The following is an 18,583-nucleotide window of genomic DNA, read 5'->3' on the forward strand; positions in this document are numbered from 1 at the left end:
CATTTTTAGAAAAAAAATATAAATTATTGTTATGAAATCCATAGTCATAGGTTCAGGTTTTGGTGGTATATCTGCGGCTCTTAGGCTGAGAGCTAAAGGCCACGAGGTGACCTTAATTGAAAAACAAAATGATTTAGGTGGTAGAGCAAGAATTTTTAGAAAGAATGGGTTTTCATTTGATGCTGGACCGACAGTAATTACAGCACCTTATCTGATATATGAGTTGTTCGAACTATTTGGAAAAGATCCAAAAGACTATTTAAACATAAAACCTTTAGATATTTGGTATCAATTCGTTTTTGAAGATGGCACAAAATTCAATTACTCAGGAAATGAAGAAGAAATGGAAAAACAAATATCTGCAATTTCTTCAGATGATTTAAAAGGTTATATCAAATTAGTAAATTTCACTAAAAAAATTTTTGAAAAGGGGTATTTAGAACTTTCAGATGTTCCCTTTACGAAACCTTTTTTCATGATGAAACAAATTCCATCTTTATTAAAGTTAAAAAGTTATAAATCTGTTTATTCTCTTGTGTCATCATATGTTAAACACGAAAAACTAAGAAGAATTCTTAGCATGCATCCTCTTCTTGTGGGTGGTAATCCTTTCACTACAACTTCGATCTATGGCTTAATACTATATTTAGAAAAGAAATGGGGAATTCATTACTCGATGGGGGGAACCGGAAATATAATTAAGGGTCTAGAAACATTAATGAATGAGGAAAATATAAAAATAAAAAAAGGCTTTGAGGTAAACAAAATTATTTCAAATGGAAAAACAATTAAAGGTATTCGATTGGAAAACGGTGATGAAATTTCTGCTAATAATGTGGTTTGTAATGCTGATCCACCCGATGTCTATGAGAGATTATTGAATAAAAAAGACCTGAATTTTTTTTTCAACTTTAAGAGAAAAAGAATGGATTATTCAATGGGTTTATTTGTTTATTACTTTGGAACTAAAAAAGTTTATAAGAATGTTGCTCACCACACAATTAAGTTTGGTAACAAATACAAAGAACATTTAGATGATATTTTTGATAAAAAGAGACTAAACGATGATATTAGCTATTATCTGCATCGACCTACAGCAACAGATAATTCGATGGCACCAGATGGATGCGATTGTTTCTATGTTCTAGTCCCAGTTCCTAATAATCAATCAAATATAAATTGGTCGGTAAGTGGTGAAAAAATTAAGAATTTAGTAATTGATAAGATGGAAAAGGATTTACTTCCAAAATTAAGAGAAAACATAATAGAGGATTTCTACTTAACACCCGACTACTTTGAAAAAGATCTTAACACAAAATTTGGATCAGGCTTTTCAATTCAACCAAAATTTACACAATCTGCTTATTTTAGATTTCATAATAAGTCTGAAATTTATGATGGATTATATTTTGTCGGTGCTGGAACACATCCTGGTGCTGGTGTGCCTGGAGTTTTATCATCAGCAAAAGTTTTAGATAAAATTCTTTAATGGCGAATAATCTTTTATCAATTCATGCAAAGTCTTTTAGCTGGGCTGGATTTTTCTTGCCTAGCGATGTTTATAAAAATGGATCTGACCTATATGATTTTTGTAGAATATTAGACGATATTGCTGATGAAGAAATACCTTTAGAGATTAAAAAGAAGAAATTCCTTAACTATAAAAATGACTTTATTAACCGCAACATTGAAAACGATAGTATCAAAAAAATACATGGCATAATTAAAAACTTCGATGTATCAGAAAAAATTGTTCTCGATCTTTTTGATGGCATTGAGTCTGATTTAAAAGAAAAAATAGAATTAAAATCTAAAAGAGAGCTGCTAGTATATTCTTATAGGGTGGCTGGAACAGTAGGTTTGATGATGGCAAAAATTCTTAAAGTAAAATCTAAAACAGCTTTGAAATCTGCAATTGATCTAGGGATAGCTATGCAGCTTACTAACATTTCTAGAGATGTAATAGAAGATAGAAAAAAAAACAGAGAATATATTAAGCATGATCTTTCAAATATTAAAAATACAATCACTACTGCAGATTTGTTTTATAATAGTTGTTTTAATTCAATCAGAGAAATTCCAATTAGGTGCCGTTTTGCTATATTGGTCGCTCGCAGAGTTTATAGAGAGATTGGTTATAAAATCATTAAAAAAGGAGACATTAAGGAATATAATCGATCTGGAAAAGTTTATGTTACTAAAACTGGCAAAATCGTTCAAACTATTTTAAGTATTTTTGATTTTTTTAGATTATTATTTATTCAATCAGATAATTATTACAGAAATGAAGAGCATAATGAAATTGGCTTAGAAATTAATATAGATGAAAGAATTTGATTATACAATAATTGGTGGTGGTTGTGCTGGCCTCTCCTTAGCTTACGAGCTTGAAATTAATAACAAGTTAAGTGATAAAAACTTAGCTATTATTGAGCCAAGGATTGAATACCAAAGAGATAAAACATGGTCTTTTTGGAAAACATTTCCACATAATTTTGAAGATTGTGTGATTAAAAGTTGGGATTCTTTTTCAATTAATATTCCCAATAAATCAAAACAGATTGAATGTGAAAGTCTACCATATCAATCTATTGACAGTGGTCTATTTTACAAAAAAACTTTGAACAGACTTAAAGCAAATAAAAATATTCACTTCTTCAGAAATAAGGAGGATGTAAATACAGAAAATTCATACGTATTTAATAGTGTTCCTAAAATAAATTCAAATGAAAATGATCTTTGGCAACATTTTGGAGGTTATGAAATTGAAACGGATAAGAATATATTTGATGATTCTATAATTAATCTAATGGATTTTGATTGTGACCAAAAAGATAGCGTTCATTTTTTTTACACTCTTCCGTTTTCAAAAAATAAAGCTTTAATTGAAACTACTTGGTTATCAAATATGAAAGATCCTTCAGAAAAAGACTATGACTTTCAGATTAGGGAATATATTGAAAATATTCTTAAGATTAAAAATTACAAAATTATTTATAAAGAAAAAGGACAAATTCCATTATTTTATCCATTAAATTTAAACGGTGAAAAAAAAATTAATATTGGAACAGCAGGTAAAATGACAAGGTTGAGTACTGGATATACCTTTTTGAATATTCAAGAACATTGTAAATATATTGTTAAGAATTTAGATAATTTAAAAACTTACAGTATCGGAAAAAAATATGAAATTCTTGATAAAATATTTTTAAAAGTGTTGAAAAAGAATGCTCAAAGAATGCCAAATATTTTTTTTGAAATCTTTAATTCTAGCTCGGAAACAAGTGTAAAATTTCTCTCAAATAAAAGTAATATTTTTCAAGACTTATCAATAATATCAAAAATGCCAAAGTGGCCTTTTATAAAGGCTTTATTCAATTAATGGATTTATATAAAATAAACAAAAAATATTCGTTTTTTTTACTTCTATTCAATATTATTTTTTTAATTTCAATTTCAAAATATTTTGAAAATAAGCAAATAGAATTTCAATATCAAACTATCATCTGTTTCTTTTTAATATCTATCATAGGTGTTTCTCATGGAGCTCTTGATCACCTAAAAGGTTATAAATTGATGAAAATCTATAAATTGGAAAATAAGTCATACTTTTACTTAGCTTATATAGCTGTCTCGTTGATAGTAATTTTTACTTGGATGATAATTCCAGAAATTGTTTTAATAATTTTTTTAATGGTTGCTTCATACCATTTTGGTAAAGAGGATAGTTGCGTAGAACAAAACACAAAAAGTTTAGTTTACGATTTTCTATATTTATTTAAAGGAAGTGTAATCATTATTGCACCCCTTCTATTTCATAATGAAAAAACAAATGAAATTTTTCAAATCTTAAACTTAGACTTGGGTTTTTTAACCAGTAAATTTTTAATATTAATGATATTTGTAAGTTTTATCGCAAACATTATTATAACAGTTCAATCGAACAATGGTGGATTCTTAATTGCAGATTGGACAAATATAATATTACTTAATGTTTTTCTTTCTCCATTAATTGCTTTCACAATTTATTTTTGTTTTTTACACTCTGTAAGACATTCTCTTTCTCTAATATATGAAATTGATCGTAATGATTTTAAAGTTGGTTTTTATAAATTTATAAGAAAAGCGTTGCCGCTTACATTAACGACTTTATTACTATTTATAATAAGTCTTTATTTATTAGCTAATTACTATGCTTTTGATGACGCAATTTTAAAAGTAATATTTATAGGTTTGGCGTCTTTAACCTTTCCGCATATATTATTAGAGTATCTTGTAGAAAAAAATGAAAAATAAAGATTTAAAAATATATTTAGCTGCTCCTAGAGGATTTTGTGCTGGAGTTGATAGAGCAATAGAAATTGTTAAAAAAAGTATAAATAAATTTGGGTCACCAGTTTATGTACGACATGAGATAGTTCACAATAAGCATGTAGTAGAAAATTTAAAAAAAATTGGTGCAATATTTGTAGAAGAACTTAGTGAAATTAAAGACAAAACTAGACCAGTAATTTTTTCAGCTCATGGAGTGCCAAAAAAAGTTCCAAAAGAAGCTCAAGACTTAAAAATGGAATATATAGATGCTACTTGTCCTTTGGTTTCAAAAGTACATAGAGAGGCTGAAAATTTAAATAAAGCAGGCTTCCATATTTTTTTAATTGGTCACGAAAATCATCCCGAAGTAGTTGGCACTATGGGTCAAATTCCAGAGGGGTCAATAGAGTTAGTTGAAACAATTGATGATGTTGAGGATATTGATATTCCATCAAATAAAAAATTAGCTTTTGTAACTCAAACAACTCTTTCTGTTGATGATACAAAAGATATAATTGATGCTTTAAAAAAAAAATTCCCACAAATTAAAGAACCAAATAAAGAAGATATCTGTTATGCCACGACTAATAGACAGGCAGCTGTTAAAAAGATTGCTTCAAAATGTGATATGTTTTTTGTTATTGGAAGCAGAAATTCTTCTAATTCAAAAAGACTCGTGGAGGTAGCGGATAAGGCAGGTTGTAATTATTCAGAATTAATACATTCTGAAAGTTCAGTTCCATTAGAAAAAATTTCTAAGTGTAATAGTATAGGTATTTCGTCAGGTGCATCGGCACCTGAAATTTTAGTTCAGAATTTTATAGAAAAAATTAAAGAAAATTTTAATGTTGAAATTCAAGAAGTCGAAATAGTAAAAGAAAACGTAACTTTTAAAGTTCCAGGAAAACTCAATTAATGGCTGTATTTACAAAGTTGAATCAAGCTGACATTTCTAATGTCCAAAATATTTTTGGATTTAAAAAAATCAAAAGCTTTAAGGGCATTAAAAAAGGAATAGAAAATACAAATTATACTGTTACCACAAAAAATAAAAAATACGTTTTAACGATTTTTGAAAGTAGAGTTAATAATAAGGATTTGCCCTACTTTATGAAGTTGATGGATGCACTTTCAAAAAAAGGTATTAAATGCCCATCCCCAGTTAAAAATAAATATGGAAAATATATATTTAATTTAAAAAGAAAAAAAGCCTGTCTAGTTTCTTTTCTAGAAGGCAGCGATAAGAAAAAACTTTTGGAAAAAGATTTATTTGTCATTGGTAAAAATATTGGGTTCATGCATAAAAAATTAACAAAGATAAAACTAAAAAGAAAAAACAGCTTTTCACCTCTCAAAATTTACAGTCTTATAAATAAAATTAACTTTAAGAATTCGAAATTACCTAAAAATCTTAAAGATGAGATGAGGGAAAGTTTTCGTGATATAAACAAAAACTGGCCAAAAAAAATACCGAGTAGTGTAATTCATGGAGACTTGTTCATTGACAATATTTTCTTTTACAAAGGAAAATTTGGGGGGTTTATTGATTTTTATTTTTCAGCTTATGATTTTCAAGCTTATGAACTCGCAATTTGTATAAATTCACTTTGTTTTAATAAAACAAAAAATAAGTTTAAATTTAATAAGAGAAAAGCCTCCAAGCTTTTTAAAGGTTATGAGAGTATTAGAAAACTTAAACCAGAGGAAAAAAAGAGTATGAAAATTCTTTGTAAAGGATCTGCCTTAAGATATCTGGCTACAAGAGCTTATGATTTCATAAATACTCCTAAAAATATTTTAATTAAAAAAAAGGATCCCTCTGAGTACATTCAAAAACTTAGATTTCATAATTCCATAGAAAAATTCGAGGAATACTTTAATGATTAAAATTTATACTGATGGGTCGTGTTTAGAAAATCCTGGAAATGGTGGATGGGCAGCAATAATTATAAACAACGGACAAAAAACTAATATTAAAGGAAGTAAAAAAAATACTACAAATAATCAAATGGAGTTACTCGCTCCTATTGAGGCATTAAAAAAAATTCCCAAAGGAAGTAAAGTTCAAATCTTTACAGACTCGAAGTATGTTAAGTCAGGAATAACTGAGTGGATTTATAACTGGAAAAAAAATGGATGGAAAACCGCAAACAAGCAAGAAGTTAAAAATAAAGATCTTTGGACAGAGCTTGATATTTTAGCCAATCAATTTGAAATAAGTTGGAATTGGGTAAAAGCGCACTCAACTGATGAGTTAAACAATGAAGTTGATTTAATTGCCAAAGAAGCTGCGAATTTATAAAATTTTACTTTTAATAAATTTTTTTACTTCATCCGTATTATTCTCTAGTATTTGAAAATTCTCATTTTTATTCAGTACGTGCTGAAGTTCTTCAGGCAATTTTTCATGTTTATTAATCGCATTATTTGTAGCATCGGGAAATTTACACGGATGTGCTGTTGATAAAACTACACAATCATTCAAAGATAATTTTTGTGCAGCTCCTACTCCAATGGCCGTATGCGGATCTAAAACCATATCATTTTCCTTATAATTTTTTTTTATAATCTCTAAAGTTTCTTTTTCATTACAACTTTCTGATAAAAAATCTTTTTTAATTATATCTAAATCTTTCTTTTCAATTTGGTAAGAATTCTGCTTAACCTTCTTCATAATTTCTGCTGTTTTTTCTGAGCTTGAATTATTCACGTAGTAAATTAGTCTTTCAAAATTACTAGCTAATTGTATATCCATACTTGGTGATAAAGTTTCTCTGACTTCTTTTGAAATATATTCTCCTTTTGTAATGGCTCTATACAAAATATCGTTTTCATTTGTTGCAACAATTAATTTATCAATTGGTAATCCCATTTTTTTTGCAAGATATCCTGCAAAGACATCTCCAAAATTTCCTGTTGGAACTGAAAAAGAGATGTTGTCTTTATCTAATTTAAATTGTGCATAAAAATAATATACCGCTTGAGCAACTATTCTTGCCCAATTTATTGAGTTTACTCCTGACATATTTATAGATTTTGAGAACTCAAGATCAGAAAACATTTGTTTTACAATATTTTGACAATCATCAAAGTTTCCGTCAATTGCGATATTAAAAACATTTTTTTCTTCAACAGTAGTCATAATTTTTCTTTGAACAGAGGAAATTCTATTATTTGGATGTAAAACAAATATATTTAAATTAGATTTTCCTTTGATCGCATCAATAGCTGCTGCACCAGTGTCCCCTGAAGTTGCAACAACTATATTTATTGTTCTGTAATTTGATTTTAAGAAATGCTCATACATATTTCCAATTAATTGCATCGCAATATCTTTAAAAGCTAGAGTGGGTCCATGAAACAATTCCAAGATCTTAAATTGATTTAACTCAACTATTTTAACAACATCTTTTTCTCTAAAGTTAGAGTATGATTTTTTTACAATTTCGTTTAATTCTTTTTTGCTTAAAAAATCACCAGTGTATAAATAAATAATTTCAGTAGCTAGATCTATATAACTTAATTTTTTTAGAGAGTTCATTTTGCTCTCATCAAATTTTTTAATACTCAACGGTATAAAGAGACCTCCATCATCAGCAAGTCCTTTTAGAAATACCTCACTGAAGGAAAATTTCTTATTATTATTTCTTGTACTTATATATTCCATTAATAATTCTTTTTTCTAAAATATAGATATATCAAAAGAATTGATATCGCTATTGAAAACCATGTTAAAGAGTATTTAAGGTGATTATTAGGCAGATCTGACGAAATTTTTTTTGGAATTGGAAAAGAGTTTTTTTGTTCTCCATTTTGAATAAAAATAATAAAAGGAGAAAATGTTTTTCCAGTATGTTTTTTTAGGTCTATGTCATCGAGTTTAAACCAATAGTTTTTTGATAAATCATTATTAGGTTTAAAGTAATTTTTTTTTGATTTTAGTTTTGTAATTCCAAAGTATTCTGATTGTTTAAGATCGAAGGACTCACCTTTCAAATCTCTCGGAATCCATCCTTGATTAATTAAAAAGTTTTCTCCCCTAATATCAATTTCTTTAATTATATTAAAACCTGGCTCTCCATTATCACTGAGTCCATATAAATAAATTAAATTCTCATTATCAATTTTTCCCTTGAATTCAATTTTTTGAAAGTTTTTAATTTTTTGTGCTTCAAATTTTACAGGATCATTCTTGAGAGAAGAATTTATTTCTTCAATAAGACTATTTTTCCAATTAAGTCTGTATAACTGCCAAAACCCAAGGGCAAGAAAAATTGTGATAAAAAATGAAACAAATATTGTGAAAAGAAACTTATATCTCAATTAAATTAGCTTCCCCAAACGTAGATTGCCGCAAATAAAAACAACCAAACTACATCGACAAAATGCCAGTACCATGCTGCAGCTTCAAATCCAAAATGATGATCCTTATTGAAATGACCAAGTTTTCCTCTCCACAAACAGACAGCCAAAAAGATAGTTCCAACTACTACATGGAAGCCATGAAAGCCTGTGGCCATATAAAATGTTGCACCGTAAATATGTCCTGAAAAATCAAAACTAGCATGTTGATACTCATATATTTGGAGAAGGGTAAAAAAGAAACCTAGTAGAACTGTTGCCCAAAGACCTTGTATAAAACCTTTTCTATCATCCTCTAGTAAAGAGTGATGAGCCCATGTAACAGTTGTTCCAGATAATAATAAAACCAGTGTGTTAATTAATGGAATATCCCATGGATTAAAAACTTCAATATCTTTAGGCGGCCAAACTCCACCAACAAAAGCACTTGGATACAAACTAGCATCAAAGTAAGCCCAAAACCAAGCAACAAAAAACATTACTTCAGATGCAATAAACAATGTCATTCCATAACGGTGATGTATTTGAACAACAGGAGTATGATGACCTTGATGTTCAGCTTCATTAACAACATCCCTAAACCACATGTAAGCTCCATAAATTAAAAGAGCGAAACCAAGTAGCATAGCCCACATAACTTTTGAGTGAAAATAATAAACTGAACCTATAGCAGTAATTAAGGTAGCAAAAGATGTATAGATTGGCCACGGGCTTGGATCAACTAAGTGGTAATCATGTTTTTGATCTTTAGAGCTCATAATTAATTAACCTTTGATTGTTTATAATAGTCAGAAGAAAAAAATGTATACGACATTGTAATATCATCTATGTTTTTAGTTTTAGGATCATTTACCATTTCAGGATCTAAATAAAAAGTTAAAATATAACTCATTTTTTCTCCACTTTTTAAAGTTTGTTTTTCAAAACAAAAACATCCTAATTTATTGAAATATTGGCCAAAAGTTGATGGGGACACATTGTAACTTGCAACTCCACTTGATGGTTCTTTTCCAAAGTTTTCTACTTCAAACTCAACTTTATAAACTTTGCCTGGTTTAATATCATATAAAGATTTATTCGCTTTAAAATTCCAAGCTAAATCTGTTTGAACATTTGTATCAAATCTTACTCTCACAGGTTCATCAATTACTATTTTTGGAGCTTCTTTTGAAACTTGAGTAGTGCCTCCAAATCCTGTGACACGGCAGAACAAATCATAAAGTGGAACAGCAGCGAATGATAATCCTAGCATTAAAAAAAATATTAAAGATAAAATCAATGGCGTTAGGTTTTTTTTACTAATCATATGGCTCTTTCAAAAACTCCAACATTGTAAAGTGTAAATACAAAAAGTAATAAGATAAATACTATAAGTCCAATAGCAGTAAAGATATTTTTCTTTTTAATTTTTTTGTCAACTTCCATTAGAATAGTTTATCAATTAAAAATAATACAAATATAAAAAACAAGTAAAAGATTGAATACCCAAAAACTCTTTTAGCTTTTTGTAAATCAAAAGAATCTTTTTTTGTTTTTAATAAAGCAAAACATAATAAAATATAATAAATTGTAAGACCAAAAGTGCTAACTAGAAATAATTCTCCAACAAAACCTATTATGTAAGGTAACGCCAATGTTGGAAGCATTAAAAGTGAGTATACAAAAATATTTTTTTTTGTATTTTCAATACCATTTGTAACTGGCAACATTGGAATTTTGGCTCTTTTATAGTCACCTACTTTATACAAACTTAAAGCCCAAAAATGTGAAGGTGTCCAAAAAAATATTATCAAGAAAAATGATAGTGCTTCCAAACTTAAGGAATTAGTAACAATCGTCCATCCAATTACAGGAGGCAGTGCACCAGATGCTCCACCAATTACTATGTTTTGTGGTGTTCTTCTTTTAAGCCAAATTGTATAAACAAATAAATAAAAACTAATTGTAAAGAGTAACACTAAAGCAGATAGTAAGTTTGAAAAATAGTAAAGTCCTAGAACTGAAACTATTGATAGGACTATTCCAAAAATAAGGGCATGTTTTTTTTTTAATTTTCCTGTTGGAAGCGGCCTCAAACATGTTCTGCTCATTAGTTTATCTAAATCGGCCTCATACCACATATTAAGAGCTCCTGCTGCTCCAGCACCAAGTGTCACAAAAAAAATGTTTGTTATTGATTTAATAAAACTGATTTCACCCGGGGCAGTTAATAAACCAACTGCACAGGTAAATATCACCAATGACATTACTCTTGGTTTCATCAGTCTTAGCAATTCTAAGAAAATTGATGTATCAAATAGTGAAATACTTTTTGCTCTAGAATTATAAGTTGTCATCTAATGCCAATAATTATGTGCTTGTTTTTTCTGCTTCCCCGTACTCATTTACTTTAGGTAATTCCTCAAATGTATGAAAGTTTGGTGGTGATGGTACTGTCCACTCTAAAGTAGTTGCGCCTTCTCCCCATGGATTTTGAGCTGCTACTTTTTTTTTCATAAATGCGTAAGCTAAATTAATTAAAAATACAGCTAATCCTACCACTGAAATATACGAACCAATTGAGGAGATATAATTCCAATCTGCAAAAGCATCTGGATAATCAGCATATCTTCTTGGCATACCAGCTAATCCTAAAAAATGTTGAGGGAAAAATATTAAATTTACTCCTATAAATGTTAGCCAAAAATGTAGTTGTCCAAGCCATTCTGAGTATTCATAACCAGACATTTTTCCAAACCAATAATAGAACCCTGCAAAAATTGCAAAAACTGCTCCGAGTGATAGCACATAATGAAAGTGAGCTACTACATAATATGTATCGTGTAAGGCTGTATCAACACCAGCGTTAGCTAGAACTACACCAGTAACACCTCCAACTGTAAATAAGAAAATAAAACCAAGAGCCCACATCATTGGAGTTTTAAAAGATATAGAGCCACCCCACATTGTTGCAATCCATGAGAAAATTTTTATTCCTGTAGGAACAGCAATGATCATTGTTGCTGCTAGAAAATATGCTTTTGTATCAGTGTTTAATCCTACCGTATACATGTGATGTGCCCAAACTACAAAACCAACAATACCAATCGCGACCATCGCATAAGCCATACCTAAATATCCAAAAACTGGTTTTTTAGAAAAGGTTGAAACAATATGACTTATCATTCCAAACCCTGGTAAAATCAAAATATAAACTTCTGGATGACCAAAGAACCAAAATAAATGTTGAAATAAAAGTGGATCTCCACCAGTTTGCGCATCAAAAAATGCTGTTCCAAAATTCCTGTCTGTTAACAACATTGTTATTGCACCAGCTAAGACTGGTAAAGATAATAATAATAAAAAAGCTGTTACAAGAATTGACCAAGCAAACAATGGCATCTTATGTAAAGTCATACCTGGGGTTCTCATATTTAATATCGTAGTTATAAAATTTACAGCACCAAGTATTGAAGATGCACCTGCTATATGAAGACTAAGTATTGCCAAATCCATTGCGGGTCCTGGTTGACCAGTTTTAGATGACAATGGTGGATAGATTGTCCAGCCTCCTCCTACACCTTGCGCGCCTGGAGGTCCATCTACAAATATTGATGAAAGTAATAAAATGAATGACACTGGTAGTAACCAAAAAGATATATTATTCATTCTTGGAAAAGCCATGTCAGGAGCCCCTATCATAATTGGTACAAACCAATTTCCAAAACCTCCAATCATTGCCGGCATGACCATAAAGAAAATCATTATCAAACCGTGACCAGTTACTAAAACATTGTATAAGTGATAATTGCCACCTAATATTCCATCACCTGGATGCATCAACTCCATTCTCATTAAAACTGAAAAGGCAGTTCCAATTATTCCAGCGATAATCGCAAAGATTAAATACATTGTACCTATGTCTTTATGATTTGTTGAATAAGCCCATCGTTTCCATCCTGTTGGATGGTGGTGTGAATGATCTTGTGAAGCAACTGTTGTCATATTAATTTTTTGCTAGTAATTTGATTTTATTATTATTTATTTCTTCTTTTGCAAATTTTATTTTAGCTTCTTCTAACCAAGCGTTATATTCCTCATCTGTTACAACTCTAACCGTGATTGGCATGAATGCATGTTTAATACCACACAATTCCGAACATTGTCCGTAATATGTTCCAACTCTATCTGCCTTAAACCAAGTTTCGTTCACTCTCCCAGGCATTGCATCTCTTTTTACCCCGAAAGATGGTAGGGCCCAAGCATGCAAAACATCGTTAGCTGTTATTAAAACTTTAACAACTTTGTTTACTGGCACTACAACTTCATTATCAACTGCCAAAAGTCTAGGTTGACCTGGTTTTAAGTCCTCCTCTTCTACCATGTAAGAGTCAAATATTATATTTTCATCAGGATATTCATAACCCCAATACCACTGGTAACCTATGGCTTTAATCGTAACATCAGCTTTAGGTATTGTATCTTGTGAATAAAGAATTTTAAAAGATGGAACTGCCATTACAATAAGAATTAAACATGGAATGAGTGTCCAAAGTATTTCAACAGCAACATTGTGCGTTCTTTTCGATGGGTTAGGATTTCTTGAAGCTCTAAATCTGATACATGTGTAAGCCATCAAAAATAATACAAACCCGCTTATCGCAACAATTATTGGCACTAACATATAATCATGAAATTTTACAATTTCGTACATAGATTGAGAGGCTGGTTTCTGGAAACCTAACTGCCAATCTTTTGGCTCGTTAGCATTTAAGGCGGACGGTATTAATAAAACAAAAGTGTATAATAATTTTTTCAGCATTTTTATTTCGTTTTTATACAGTTTTTAAATCAATTAACAAATTCAATTAATGCGACAATTATGAATTGAAATAGACGAAATTCACTAATGAAATGGCGGTTATAACGGCAGTATCTGACCTTAAAATATTCTTAGATATAGTAAAAGATTTCACATCAGGAACTTTTAAAATCGACTCGCGTTCAACTGGTGAAAAATCGCCTTCGGGTCCTATCAAAACACTTAAAGCTTCCCCTTTTTTAATATTATCATTTTTTAAAACATTTTGAGAATTCACATCGGCAAATAAAAGTTTAGTGGAGTTATCGATGTTTTTTAAAAAGTCTTTAAGTTTTTTAACTTCCGAAATTTCTGGAGGATTTAATTGATTAGATTGTTCTGTAGCTTCAATAACTATTTTTCTTGCTCTTTCATAATTCAAATCTTTAACTTCTGTTCTCTCAGAAACAATAGGAATTATTTTACTTACACCTAGTTCTGTAGATTTTTGCAAGATAGTTTCCATTGGATTTTTTTTGACTAAACAAATCGCAAGTTCAATTTTAGTTGAGTTCTTTGCTTGTTTTATTTTTTTTATAAATTTTACTTCGACCTTATCTTTTTGAATAAATGTTATTTCACTTTCCCACTCTCCATCTTTATTAAAAAAATTTACACGGGAGCCTAATTTAAGTCTCATTACATTTGCTATATAATGACCATGTTCCTTTGAAAGCGACTTAGTTGTATTTTCGACTATACTGTTTGGGTGATATAATCTAATATTCATAAGATATAGTATAATATAAAAAATTAAATTTAAGTATGGATTTTAAAGCAATAGTATTTGATGCTTATGGAACATTATTTGACGTAAATTCAGCGGCAAAAAAATGTAAACATAAAATAGGAGATAAGTGGGAGTCCTTTGCAAATTTTTGGCGAACTACACAACTTGAATACACTTGGTTGAGAAGTTTAATGAAAAGACACAGAGACTTTTGGCAAATAACTGAAGATAGTTTGGATAAATCTATGAAAGTTTTTAATATAGATACAAGCATGAAAAATGAATTATTAAGTCTTTATAAAGTTTTATCCCCTTATCCAGAGGTAGAGGAGGTTTTAACAAATTTAAAAAAGAAAAATCTTAAGCTCGCGATACTTTCAAACGGTACTCCAGATTTGATTAATGAGTTGGTAAGCACCAACAATTTAGATGCTTTTGATGATCTTTTTTCAATTGAGGAAGTGAAAATTTACAAGCCTGACTCAAGAGTCTACGATCTTCCGGTTAATAAATATAAAATTCAACCCAAAGAAGTTGTTTTTTTGAGTGCTAATACTTGGGATGTATCAGGTGGTGGTAATTTTGGTTACAACGCTGTCTGGGTTAATCGTAACAACTCTCATTTTGATAATCTTGATTACAAACCAAAAAAAGAAATTAAAAATTTAAAAGGACTACTTGAAATAGTTTGAAACATAATTAAACTAAAACCATGTCAAATATTGAAATCAAAAAAATTGTTAAATCTATTGAAACATCTGACGGTGCGGGGGTAAAACTTAAAAGAAGTATAGGTACACCAGAGGCAGATTATATTGACCCTTTTTTAATGTTAGATGAATTCGGTTCAGAAAATAAAGACGATTATGTTGCAGGTTTTCCGCCTCATCCTCACAGAGGTATTGAGACAGTTACTTATATGCTTAAAGGAAAATTTGAGCATGAGGATAGTACTGGTGCTAAAGGAATAATGTCATCAGGAGATGTGCAGTGGATGAAAACTGGAAGAGGAATAATACATTCTGAAATGCCTGCAATGGCTGATGGTCAATTACTTGGATTTCAATTATGGATTAACATGCCAGCAAAACTAAAAAAAAATAAACCTGAATATATTTATATTAAAAACAAAGAGCTTGGAACTTACAGTGATGATGAAAAAGTAGTTAAGGTGATTGCTGGGAAGTTCAAAGATATTGAGGGTCCTGAAAAAAATCATAATGTTGAACCAATCTATTTTCACATTGTGTTAAAAAATGAAAAGGAATTTACTTGCGAAGTTCCAGAGGGACATAATTCATTTATTTATTTGCTTAAAGGTCAAATAAAAGTTGGTAAAATTAATCACGAAAAAACAAATGACTCAAATTTGATATTGTTAAAAAAAGGTAAGAACCTCCAGGTCAAAGCTGAAAAAGATAGCGAATTTTTATTTATCGCAGGCAAACCAATCGGTGAACCAATAGCTAGAGGAGGTCCATTTGTGATGAATACAAAAGCTGAGATTATTGAGGCAATTAATGATTACCAAAATGGTACTTTTGCGAAATATTAAATGCATTCTATAAATTTTTCAAAAACTGGGGGTCCTGAGGTTTTAAAATACGAAAAACAATCTTTATCTGAACCTAAAGATAATGAAGTTTTAATAAAACATTCTGCTATAGGATTGAACTTCATTGATACATATCATAGGTCAGGACTATATCCTGTCCCGCTTCCCTCAGGCATCGGACTTGAAGGTGCAGGGATTATAGAAAAAGTAGGGCCAGGTGTTACAAATTTTAAAGAGGGTGATAAGGTAGCTTATGCAGCTGCGCCTTTAGGTTCATATTCAACACATAGAATTTATCCAACGAAAAATTTGGTAAAAGTACCAGATGGAATAGATCTTGAAATTGTTGCTTGTTTAATGACAAAGGGTTTAACGACCTTCTATCTTTTACATAAAACATATCCTGTTAAAAAAGGTCAAACAGTTTTGTTCCACGCTGCAGCTGGTGGGGTTGGTCAAATTTTTTGCCAATGGGCTAAAAGTTTGGGCTGTAATGTAATAGGAACAGTTGGATCGGATGAAAAAATCAAGTTAGCAAAAAAATATGGATGTGATGAAGTAATAAATTATAACAAAGAAAATTTTAAAGATAGGGTTTTACAATTAACCAACAATCAAGGTCTACCAGTAGTTTATGACGGAGTAGGAAAAAATACTTTAGAAAATTCATTAGGGTGTTTAAAAATGCGTGGAACAATGGTTTCATTTGGAAATGCATCTGGAAAATTAGATCCATTGGATGTTGGAAAACTTATAGCACCAAAAGGATTATATTTAACAAGGCCTAGTATTGCACACTACACTTCTACAAGAGAGGAACTGGATGAAGCTTCAAATAAACTTTTCGAAATGGTTAAATCTGGAGCGATAAAGGTTGAAATATTTAAGAAATACGCTTTAAAAGATGCGTCTATTGCGCACCAAGATTTGGAAGGAAGAAAAATTTTAGGGCCAGCAATAATCACTCCTTAAATTGCACATCCATATCAGAGATATGTAATTTAAGAGCTTTAGTTGAAATTTGAATTTCTCTGATAAAGAAAACAATAGATACCATCATTGATAGACAGCAAGATCCAAAAATAATTCTGGCAATCAATATTTTGTCCAAATAAAGAGCAAATACCGTTAACATATTGAACAAGAATCCGAATGCAGCAAACATAATTGTAAGCTTCAAAACTCCTATTCTATCATTTAAATTAATTAACTGATTTCTCCATTCAGGTGGTGTGTGTTTTTCGAAAACATGTTCATCATGGATTTTTCTTATTAAATTACTTAAAGTATGAAATCTATTGCTATAAACACCCATTATAAGTGGTATTGCTGGAAACATAAGTGCTGTGACTGTGTAATCGATATCCATAACGAATCAGTTTGATTATGAAACGATGCTTTGTTATTTACAAGAAAATAATCATGAAAAATTTTGAATTATTTTTGGAATTGACAAGGCTTAAAAAACCTATTGGCTTTATGTTATTATTTTGGCCATGTCTTTGGGGACTCACACTAGCATTTCAATTTTCTAATAACAATGACATCTTTATAAAATATTGTTTGTTATTTTTTTGTGGAGCAGTTCTAATGAGATCAGCAGGATGTATTGTAAATGATATTTTAGATAGAAAAATTGATATCATGGTTGAAAGAACGAAAAATAGACCAATTGCATCTGGAAAAATTTCTGTACAGAAAGGCTTGACGTATGTATTTATTCTATGCTCATTATCCTTTTTAATTTTAGTTCAATTTAATCAGAGCACAATTATTTTAGGATTAGCATCTATGCCTTTTGCATTCTCCTATCCAATAATGAAAAAATTTACTTATTGGCCTCAGTTTTTTCTAGGTATCACTTTTAATTATGGATTAATAATGGCATGGGTTTCGCTGACTAATGAATTTAGCTATTATCCTGTCATATTTTACATTGGAGCCATATTTTGGACACTCGGTTACGACACAATATACGGATACCAAGACATTAAAGATGATGAAATTATAGGAGTAAAATCAACATCAATTAAATTCAAAAACAACCCTAAAACTTTCTTATTTTTATGTTATTTCTTTTTCTTTTTATCATTAGTCATAGGAGGAATTTTAATGAAATTTAATATTTATTATTATTTAATTTTACTTGCGCCTTTTTTACACCTATTTGTTTTTCAAATTTATTTTTTAAAAAATTTAGAACCAAACACATGTCTCAAAAAATTTAAGAGCAATAACTTTTTGGGACTATTAGTTTTTTTTGCAATTTTATCAGGTAAAATTTTTTGATGAGAGATTCAAAATTATTAAAAAGGTTATATAAAGACTATACAAAAAAACATTTATCAAAAATTTTTTTAGCTTTACTTTTTTCCTTGGTTTTAGCAGGAAGTACATCCTCAATAGCCTACTTATTAGATCCAGCAATAGAAAAGATTTTTATTAATAAAGATAGAACTTTAATTTTAATAATACCAATTTTTATAATTTTTGCTTTTGCAGCTAAAGGTATATCATTATATGGAGCAAAGGTAATAATGATAAGAATTTCTGAAGAAATTAGAAAAAACTTACAAATGGATATGATGAGGTCTTTGATTAAAGCCGACACAGATTTTATTGAGACGAGGCACTCAGGCAAAATAATAACTAATTTGATAAATGACGTAAATTATATGACGGGATTGGTTAGTGTTGCTATTTTAAATATATTTAAGGACACCTTGACTTTGATTGGACTTTTAGCCGTAATGTTTTATCAAAACTGGAAATTATCAATTGT

Annotated in this window: 22 protein-coding genes; 12 read left to right on the forward strand and 10 right to left on the reverse strand. The window is 29.8% G+C overall.

All coding sequences use genetic code 11. The annotated features are described in order from the left end of the window. Positions 1–31 precede the first annotated feature (31 nt). The 7 genes from crtI to rnhA are packed head-to-tail and all read left to right on the forward strand — an operon-like array spanning position 32 to position 6,616. Positions 32–1,489 (forward strand): phytoene desaturase family protein, encoded by a 1,458-nt coding sequence (gene crtI, locus AMN84_RS03425; RefSeq protein ID WP_075483397.1) that lies wholly within the window; start codon positions 32–34, stop codon positions 1,487–1,489. Beyond that, entirely contained in the window at positions 1,489–2,337 is an 849-nt protein-coding gene (locus AMN84_RS03430; protein WP_075483399.1) for a squalene/phytoene synthase family protein, read from the forward strand. The genes crtI and AMN84_RS03430 overlap by 1 nt, the downstream gene beginning before the upstream one ends. Then, the gene (locus AMN84_RS03435; protein WP_075483401.1) at positions 2,324–3,382 is read left to right on the forward strand and encodes a lycopene cyclase family protein; all 1,059 of its coding nucleotides are present in this window, start codon (positions 2,324–2,326) and stop codon (positions 3,380–3,382) included. Before AMN84_RS03430 ends, AMN84_RS03435 begins: the two co-directional genes overlap by 14 nt. Continuing rightward, the gene (locus tag AMN84_RS03440; protein WP_075483403.1) at positions 3,382–4,296 is read left to right on the forward strand and encodes a Brp/Blh family beta-carotene 15,15'-dioxygenase; all 915 of its coding nucleotides are present in this window, start codon (positions 3,382–3,384) and stop codon (positions 4,294–4,296) included. Before AMN84_RS03435 ends, AMN84_RS03440 begins: the two co-directional genes overlap by 1 nt. Continuing rightward, entirely contained in the window at positions 4,286–5,230 is a 945-nt protein-coding gene (gene ispH / locus AMN84_RS03445) for a 4-hydroxy-3-methylbut-2-enyl diphosphate reductase (protein WP_075483405.1), read from the forward strand. The genes AMN84_RS03440 and ispH overlap by 11 nt, the downstream gene beginning before the upstream one ends. Then, complete coding sequence (locus tag AMN84_RS03450) at positions 5,230–6,201, forward strand: homoserine kinase (protein WP_075483407.1); 972 nt, start codon at positions 5,230–5,232, stop codon at positions 6,199–6,201. The genes ispH and AMN84_RS03450 overlap by 1 nt, the downstream gene beginning before the upstream one ends. Then, a complete protein-coding gene (gene rnhA / locus AMN84_RS03455) occupies positions 6,194–6,616 on the forward strand; it encodes a ribonuclease HI (protein WP_075483409.1) in 423 nt (140 codons plus the stop codon). The genes AMN84_RS03450 and rnhA overlap by 8 nt, the downstream gene beginning before the upstream one ends. On the opposite strand, the gene thrC is transcribed toward rnhA, so the two are convergent. The 9 genes from thrC to AMN84_RS03500 all read right to left on the reverse strand — a co-directional run bounded on the left by thrC (position 6,611) and on the right by AMN84_RS03500 (position 14,246). Next, positions 6,611–7,981 carry a threonine synthase gene (thrC, locus tag AMN84_RS03460; RefSeq protein ID WP_075483411.1) on the reverse strand — a complete coding sequence of 457 codons (1,371 nt, stop codon included), beginning with the start codon at positions 7,979–7,981 and terminating at the stop codon, positions 6,611–6,613. The genes rnhA and thrC overlap by 6 nt on opposite strands. Then, positions 7,981–8,637 (reverse strand): SURF1 family protein, encoded by a 657-nt coding sequence (locus AMN84_RS03465; RefSeq protein WP_075483413.1) that lies wholly within the window; start codon positions 8,635–8,637, stop codon positions 7,981–7,983. The genes thrC and AMN84_RS03465 overlap by 1 nt, the downstream gene beginning before the upstream one ends. A gap of 5 nt (positions 8,638–8,642) precedes the next feature. Beyond that, positions 8,643–9,434, reverse strand: coding sequence for a cytochrome c oxidase subunit 3 (locus tag AMN84_RS03470; RefSeq protein WP_075483415.1), 792 nt, complete (start codon positions 9,432–9,434; stop codon positions 8,643–8,645). 2 nt (positions 9,435–9,436) lie between these two features. Further along, the gene (locus AMN84_RS03475; RefSeq protein WP_075483417.1) at positions 9,437–9,982 is read right to left on the reverse strand and encodes a cytochrome c oxidase assembly protein; all 546 of its coding nucleotides are present in this window, start codon (positions 9,980–9,982) and stop codon (positions 9,437–9,439) included. After that, positions 9,979–10,101 carry a serine protease gene (locus AMN84_RS03480; RefSeq protein WP_075483420.1) on the reverse strand — a complete coding sequence of 41 codons (123 nt, stop codon included), beginning with the start codon at positions 10,099–10,101 and terminating at the stop codon, positions 9,979–9,981. The genes AMN84_RS03475 and AMN84_RS03480 overlap by 4 nt, the downstream gene beginning before the upstream one ends. Then, complete coding sequence (cyoE, locus tag AMN84_RS03485) at positions 10,101–11,012, reverse strand: heme o synthase (protein WP_075483422.1); 912 nt, start codon at positions 11,010–11,012, stop codon at positions 10,101–10,103. Before cyoE ends, AMN84_RS03480 begins: the two co-directional genes overlap by 1 nt. A gap of 13 nt (positions 11,013–11,025) precedes the next feature. Continuing rightward, positions 11,026–12,660: a cytochrome c oxidase subunit I gene (ctaD, locus tag AMN84_RS03490; RefSeq protein WP_075483424.1), complete on the reverse strand. Its 1,635-nt coding sequence runs from the start codon at positions 12,658–12,660 to the stop codon at positions 11,026–11,028. A 1-nt stretch (position 12,661) separates the two neighbouring features. Next, positions 12,662–13,474, reverse strand: a complete 813-nt coding sequence (coxB, locus tag AMN84_RS03495; RefSeq protein WP_075483441.1) for a cytochrome c oxidase subunit II — start codon at positions 13,472–13,474, stop codon at positions 12,662–12,664. A 61-nt stretch (positions 13,475–13,535) separates the two neighbouring features. Further along, positions 13,536–14,246, reverse strand: a complete 711-nt coding sequence (locus AMN84_RS03500; protein ID WP_075483426.1) for an RsmE family RNA methyltransferase — start codon at positions 14,244–14,246, stop codon at positions 13,536–13,538. A gap of 35 nt (positions 14,247–14,281) precedes the next feature. Here AMN84_RS03500 and AMN84_RS03505 point away from each other — a divergent pair, with 35 nt between their 5' ends. From AMN84_RS03505 to AMN84_RS03515, 3 genes are read left to right on the forward strand one after another with little or no spacing between them, the layout of a single operon-like run. After that, positions 14,282–14,938, forward strand: a complete 657-nt coding sequence (locus AMN84_RS03505) for a haloacid dehalogenase type II (protein ID WP_075483428.1) — start codon at positions 14,282–14,284, stop codon at positions 14,936–14,938. A gap of 20 nt (positions 14,939–14,958) precedes the next feature. Next, on the forward strand, positions 14,959–15,801 hold the full coding sequence (locus tag AMN84_RS03510) for a pirin family protein (protein WP_075483430.1): 843 nt from the start codon (positions 14,959–14,961) through the stop codon (positions 15,799–15,801). Further along, positions 15,802–16,773 (forward strand): quinone oxidoreductase family protein, encoded by a 972-nt coding sequence (locus tag AMN84_RS03515; RefSeq protein ID WP_075483432.1) that lies wholly within the window; start codon positions 15,802–15,804, stop codon positions 16,771–16,773. It begins immediately after the preceding gene. On the opposite strand, the gene AMN84_RS03520 is transcribed toward AMN84_RS03515, so the two are convergent. Then, positions 16,763–17,170: a DUF2721 domain-containing protein gene (locus AMN84_RS03520; protein WP_075483434.1), complete on the reverse strand. Its 408-nt coding sequence runs from the start codon at positions 17,168–17,170 to the stop codon at positions 16,763–16,765. The two genes, AMN84_RS03515 and AMN84_RS03520, sit on opposite strands and share 11 nt — an antisense overlap. A gap of 53 nt (positions 17,171–17,223) precedes the next feature. Here AMN84_RS03520 and ubiA point away from each other — a divergent pair, with 53 nt between their 5' ends. Continuing rightward, positions 17,224–18,090: a 4-hydroxybenzoate octaprenyltransferase gene (gene ubiA, locus AMN84_RS03525; protein ID WP_075483436.1), complete on the forward strand. Its 867-nt coding sequence runs from the start codon at positions 17,224–17,226 to the stop codon at positions 18,088–18,090. Next, a partial coding sequence (locus tag AMN84_RS03530) for an ABC transporter transmembrane domain-containing protein (protein WP_256998152.1) occupies positions 18,090–18,583 on the forward strand: 494 nt, incomplete at its 3' end. The genes ubiA and AMN84_RS03530, both read left to right, overlap by 1 nt.

This window comes from Candidatus Pelagibacter communis (assembly GCF_001180105.1).
In the GTDB taxonomy this organism is placed as follows: domain Bacteria; phylum Pseudomonadota; class Alphaproteobacteria; order Pelagibacterales; family Pelagibacteraceae; genus Pelagibacter; species Pelagibacter ubique_K.

What these genes read in the sequence shown, in the direction of transcription:
- crtI (WP_075483397.1), top strand. Translation starts at nt 32, where the DNA reads ATGAAATCCATAGTCATAGGTTCAGGTTTTGGTGGTATATCTGCGGCT.
- AMN84_RS03430 (WP_075483399.1), top strand. Translation starts at nt 1,489, where the DNA reads ATGGCGAATAATCTTTTATCAATTCATGCAAAGTCTTTTAGCTGGGCT.
- AMN84_RS03435 (WP_075483401.1), top strand. Translation starts at nt 2,324, where the DNA reads ATGAAAGAATTTGATTATACAATAATTGGTGGTGGTTGTGCTGGCCTC.
- AMN84_RS03440 (WP_075483403.1), top strand. Translation starts at nt 3,382, where the DNA reads ATGGATTTATATAAAATAAACAAAAAATATTCGTTTTTTTTACTTCTA.
- ispH (WP_075483405.1), top strand. Translation starts at nt 4,286, where the DNA reads ATGAAAAATAAAGATTTAAAAATATATTTAGCTGCTCCTAGAGGATTT.
- AMN84_RS03450 (WP_075483407.1), top strand. Translation starts at nt 5,230, where the DNA reads ATGGCTGTATTTACAAAGTTGAATCAAGCTGACATTTCTAATGTCCAA.
- rnhA (WP_075483409.1), top strand. Translation starts at nt 6,194, where the DNA reads ATGATTAAAATTTATACTGATGGGTCGTGTTTAGAAAATCCTGGAAAT.
- thrC (WP_075483411.1), bottom strand. Translation starts at nt 7,981, where the DNA reads ATGGAATATATAAGTACAAGAAATAATAATAAGAAATTTTCCTTCAGT.
- AMN84_RS03470 (WP_075483415.1), bottom strand. Translation starts at nt 9,434, where the DNA reads ATGAGCTCTAAAGATCAAAAACATGATTACCACTTAGTTGATCCAAGC.
- AMN84_RS03475 (WP_075483417.1), bottom strand. Translation starts at nt 9,982, where the DNA reads ATGATTAGTAAAAAAAACCTAACGCCATTGATTTTATCTTTAATATTT.
- AMN84_RS03480 (WP_075483420.1), bottom strand. Translation starts at nt 10,101, where the DNA reads ATGGAAGTTGACAAAAAAATTAAAAAGAAAAATATCTTTACTGCTATT.
- cyoE (WP_075483422.1), bottom strand. Translation starts at nt 11,012, where the DNA reads ATGACAACTTATAATTCTAGAGCAAAAAGTATTTCACTATTTGATACA.
- ctaD (WP_075483424.1), bottom strand. Translation starts at nt 12,660, where the DNA reads ATGACAACAGTTGCTTCACAAGATCATTCACACCACCATCCAACAGGA.
- AMN84_RS03500 (WP_075483426.1), bottom strand. Translation starts at nt 14,246, where the DNA reads ATGAATATTAGATTATATCACCCAAACAGTATAGTCGAAAATACAACT.
- AMN84_RS03505 (WP_075483428.1), top strand. Translation starts at nt 14,282, where the DNA reads ATGGATTTTAAAGCAATAGTATTTGATGCTTATGGAACATTATTTGAC.
- AMN84_RS03510 (WP_075483430.1), top strand. Translation starts at nt 14,959, where the DNA reads ATGTCAAATATTGAAATCAAAAAAATTGTTAAATCTATTGAAACATCT.
- AMN84_RS03515 (WP_075483432.1), top strand. Translation starts at nt 15,802, where the DNA reads ATGCATTCTATAAATTTTTCAAAAACTGGGGGTCCTGAGGTTTTAAAA.
- AMN84_RS03520 (WP_075483434.1), bottom strand. Translation starts at nt 17,170, where the DNA reads ATGGATATCGATTACACAGTCACAGCACTTATGTTTCCAGCAATACCA.
- ubiA (WP_075483436.1), top strand. Translation starts at nt 17,224, where the DNA reads ATGAAAAATTTTGAATTATTTTTGGAATTGACAAGGCTTAAAAAACCT.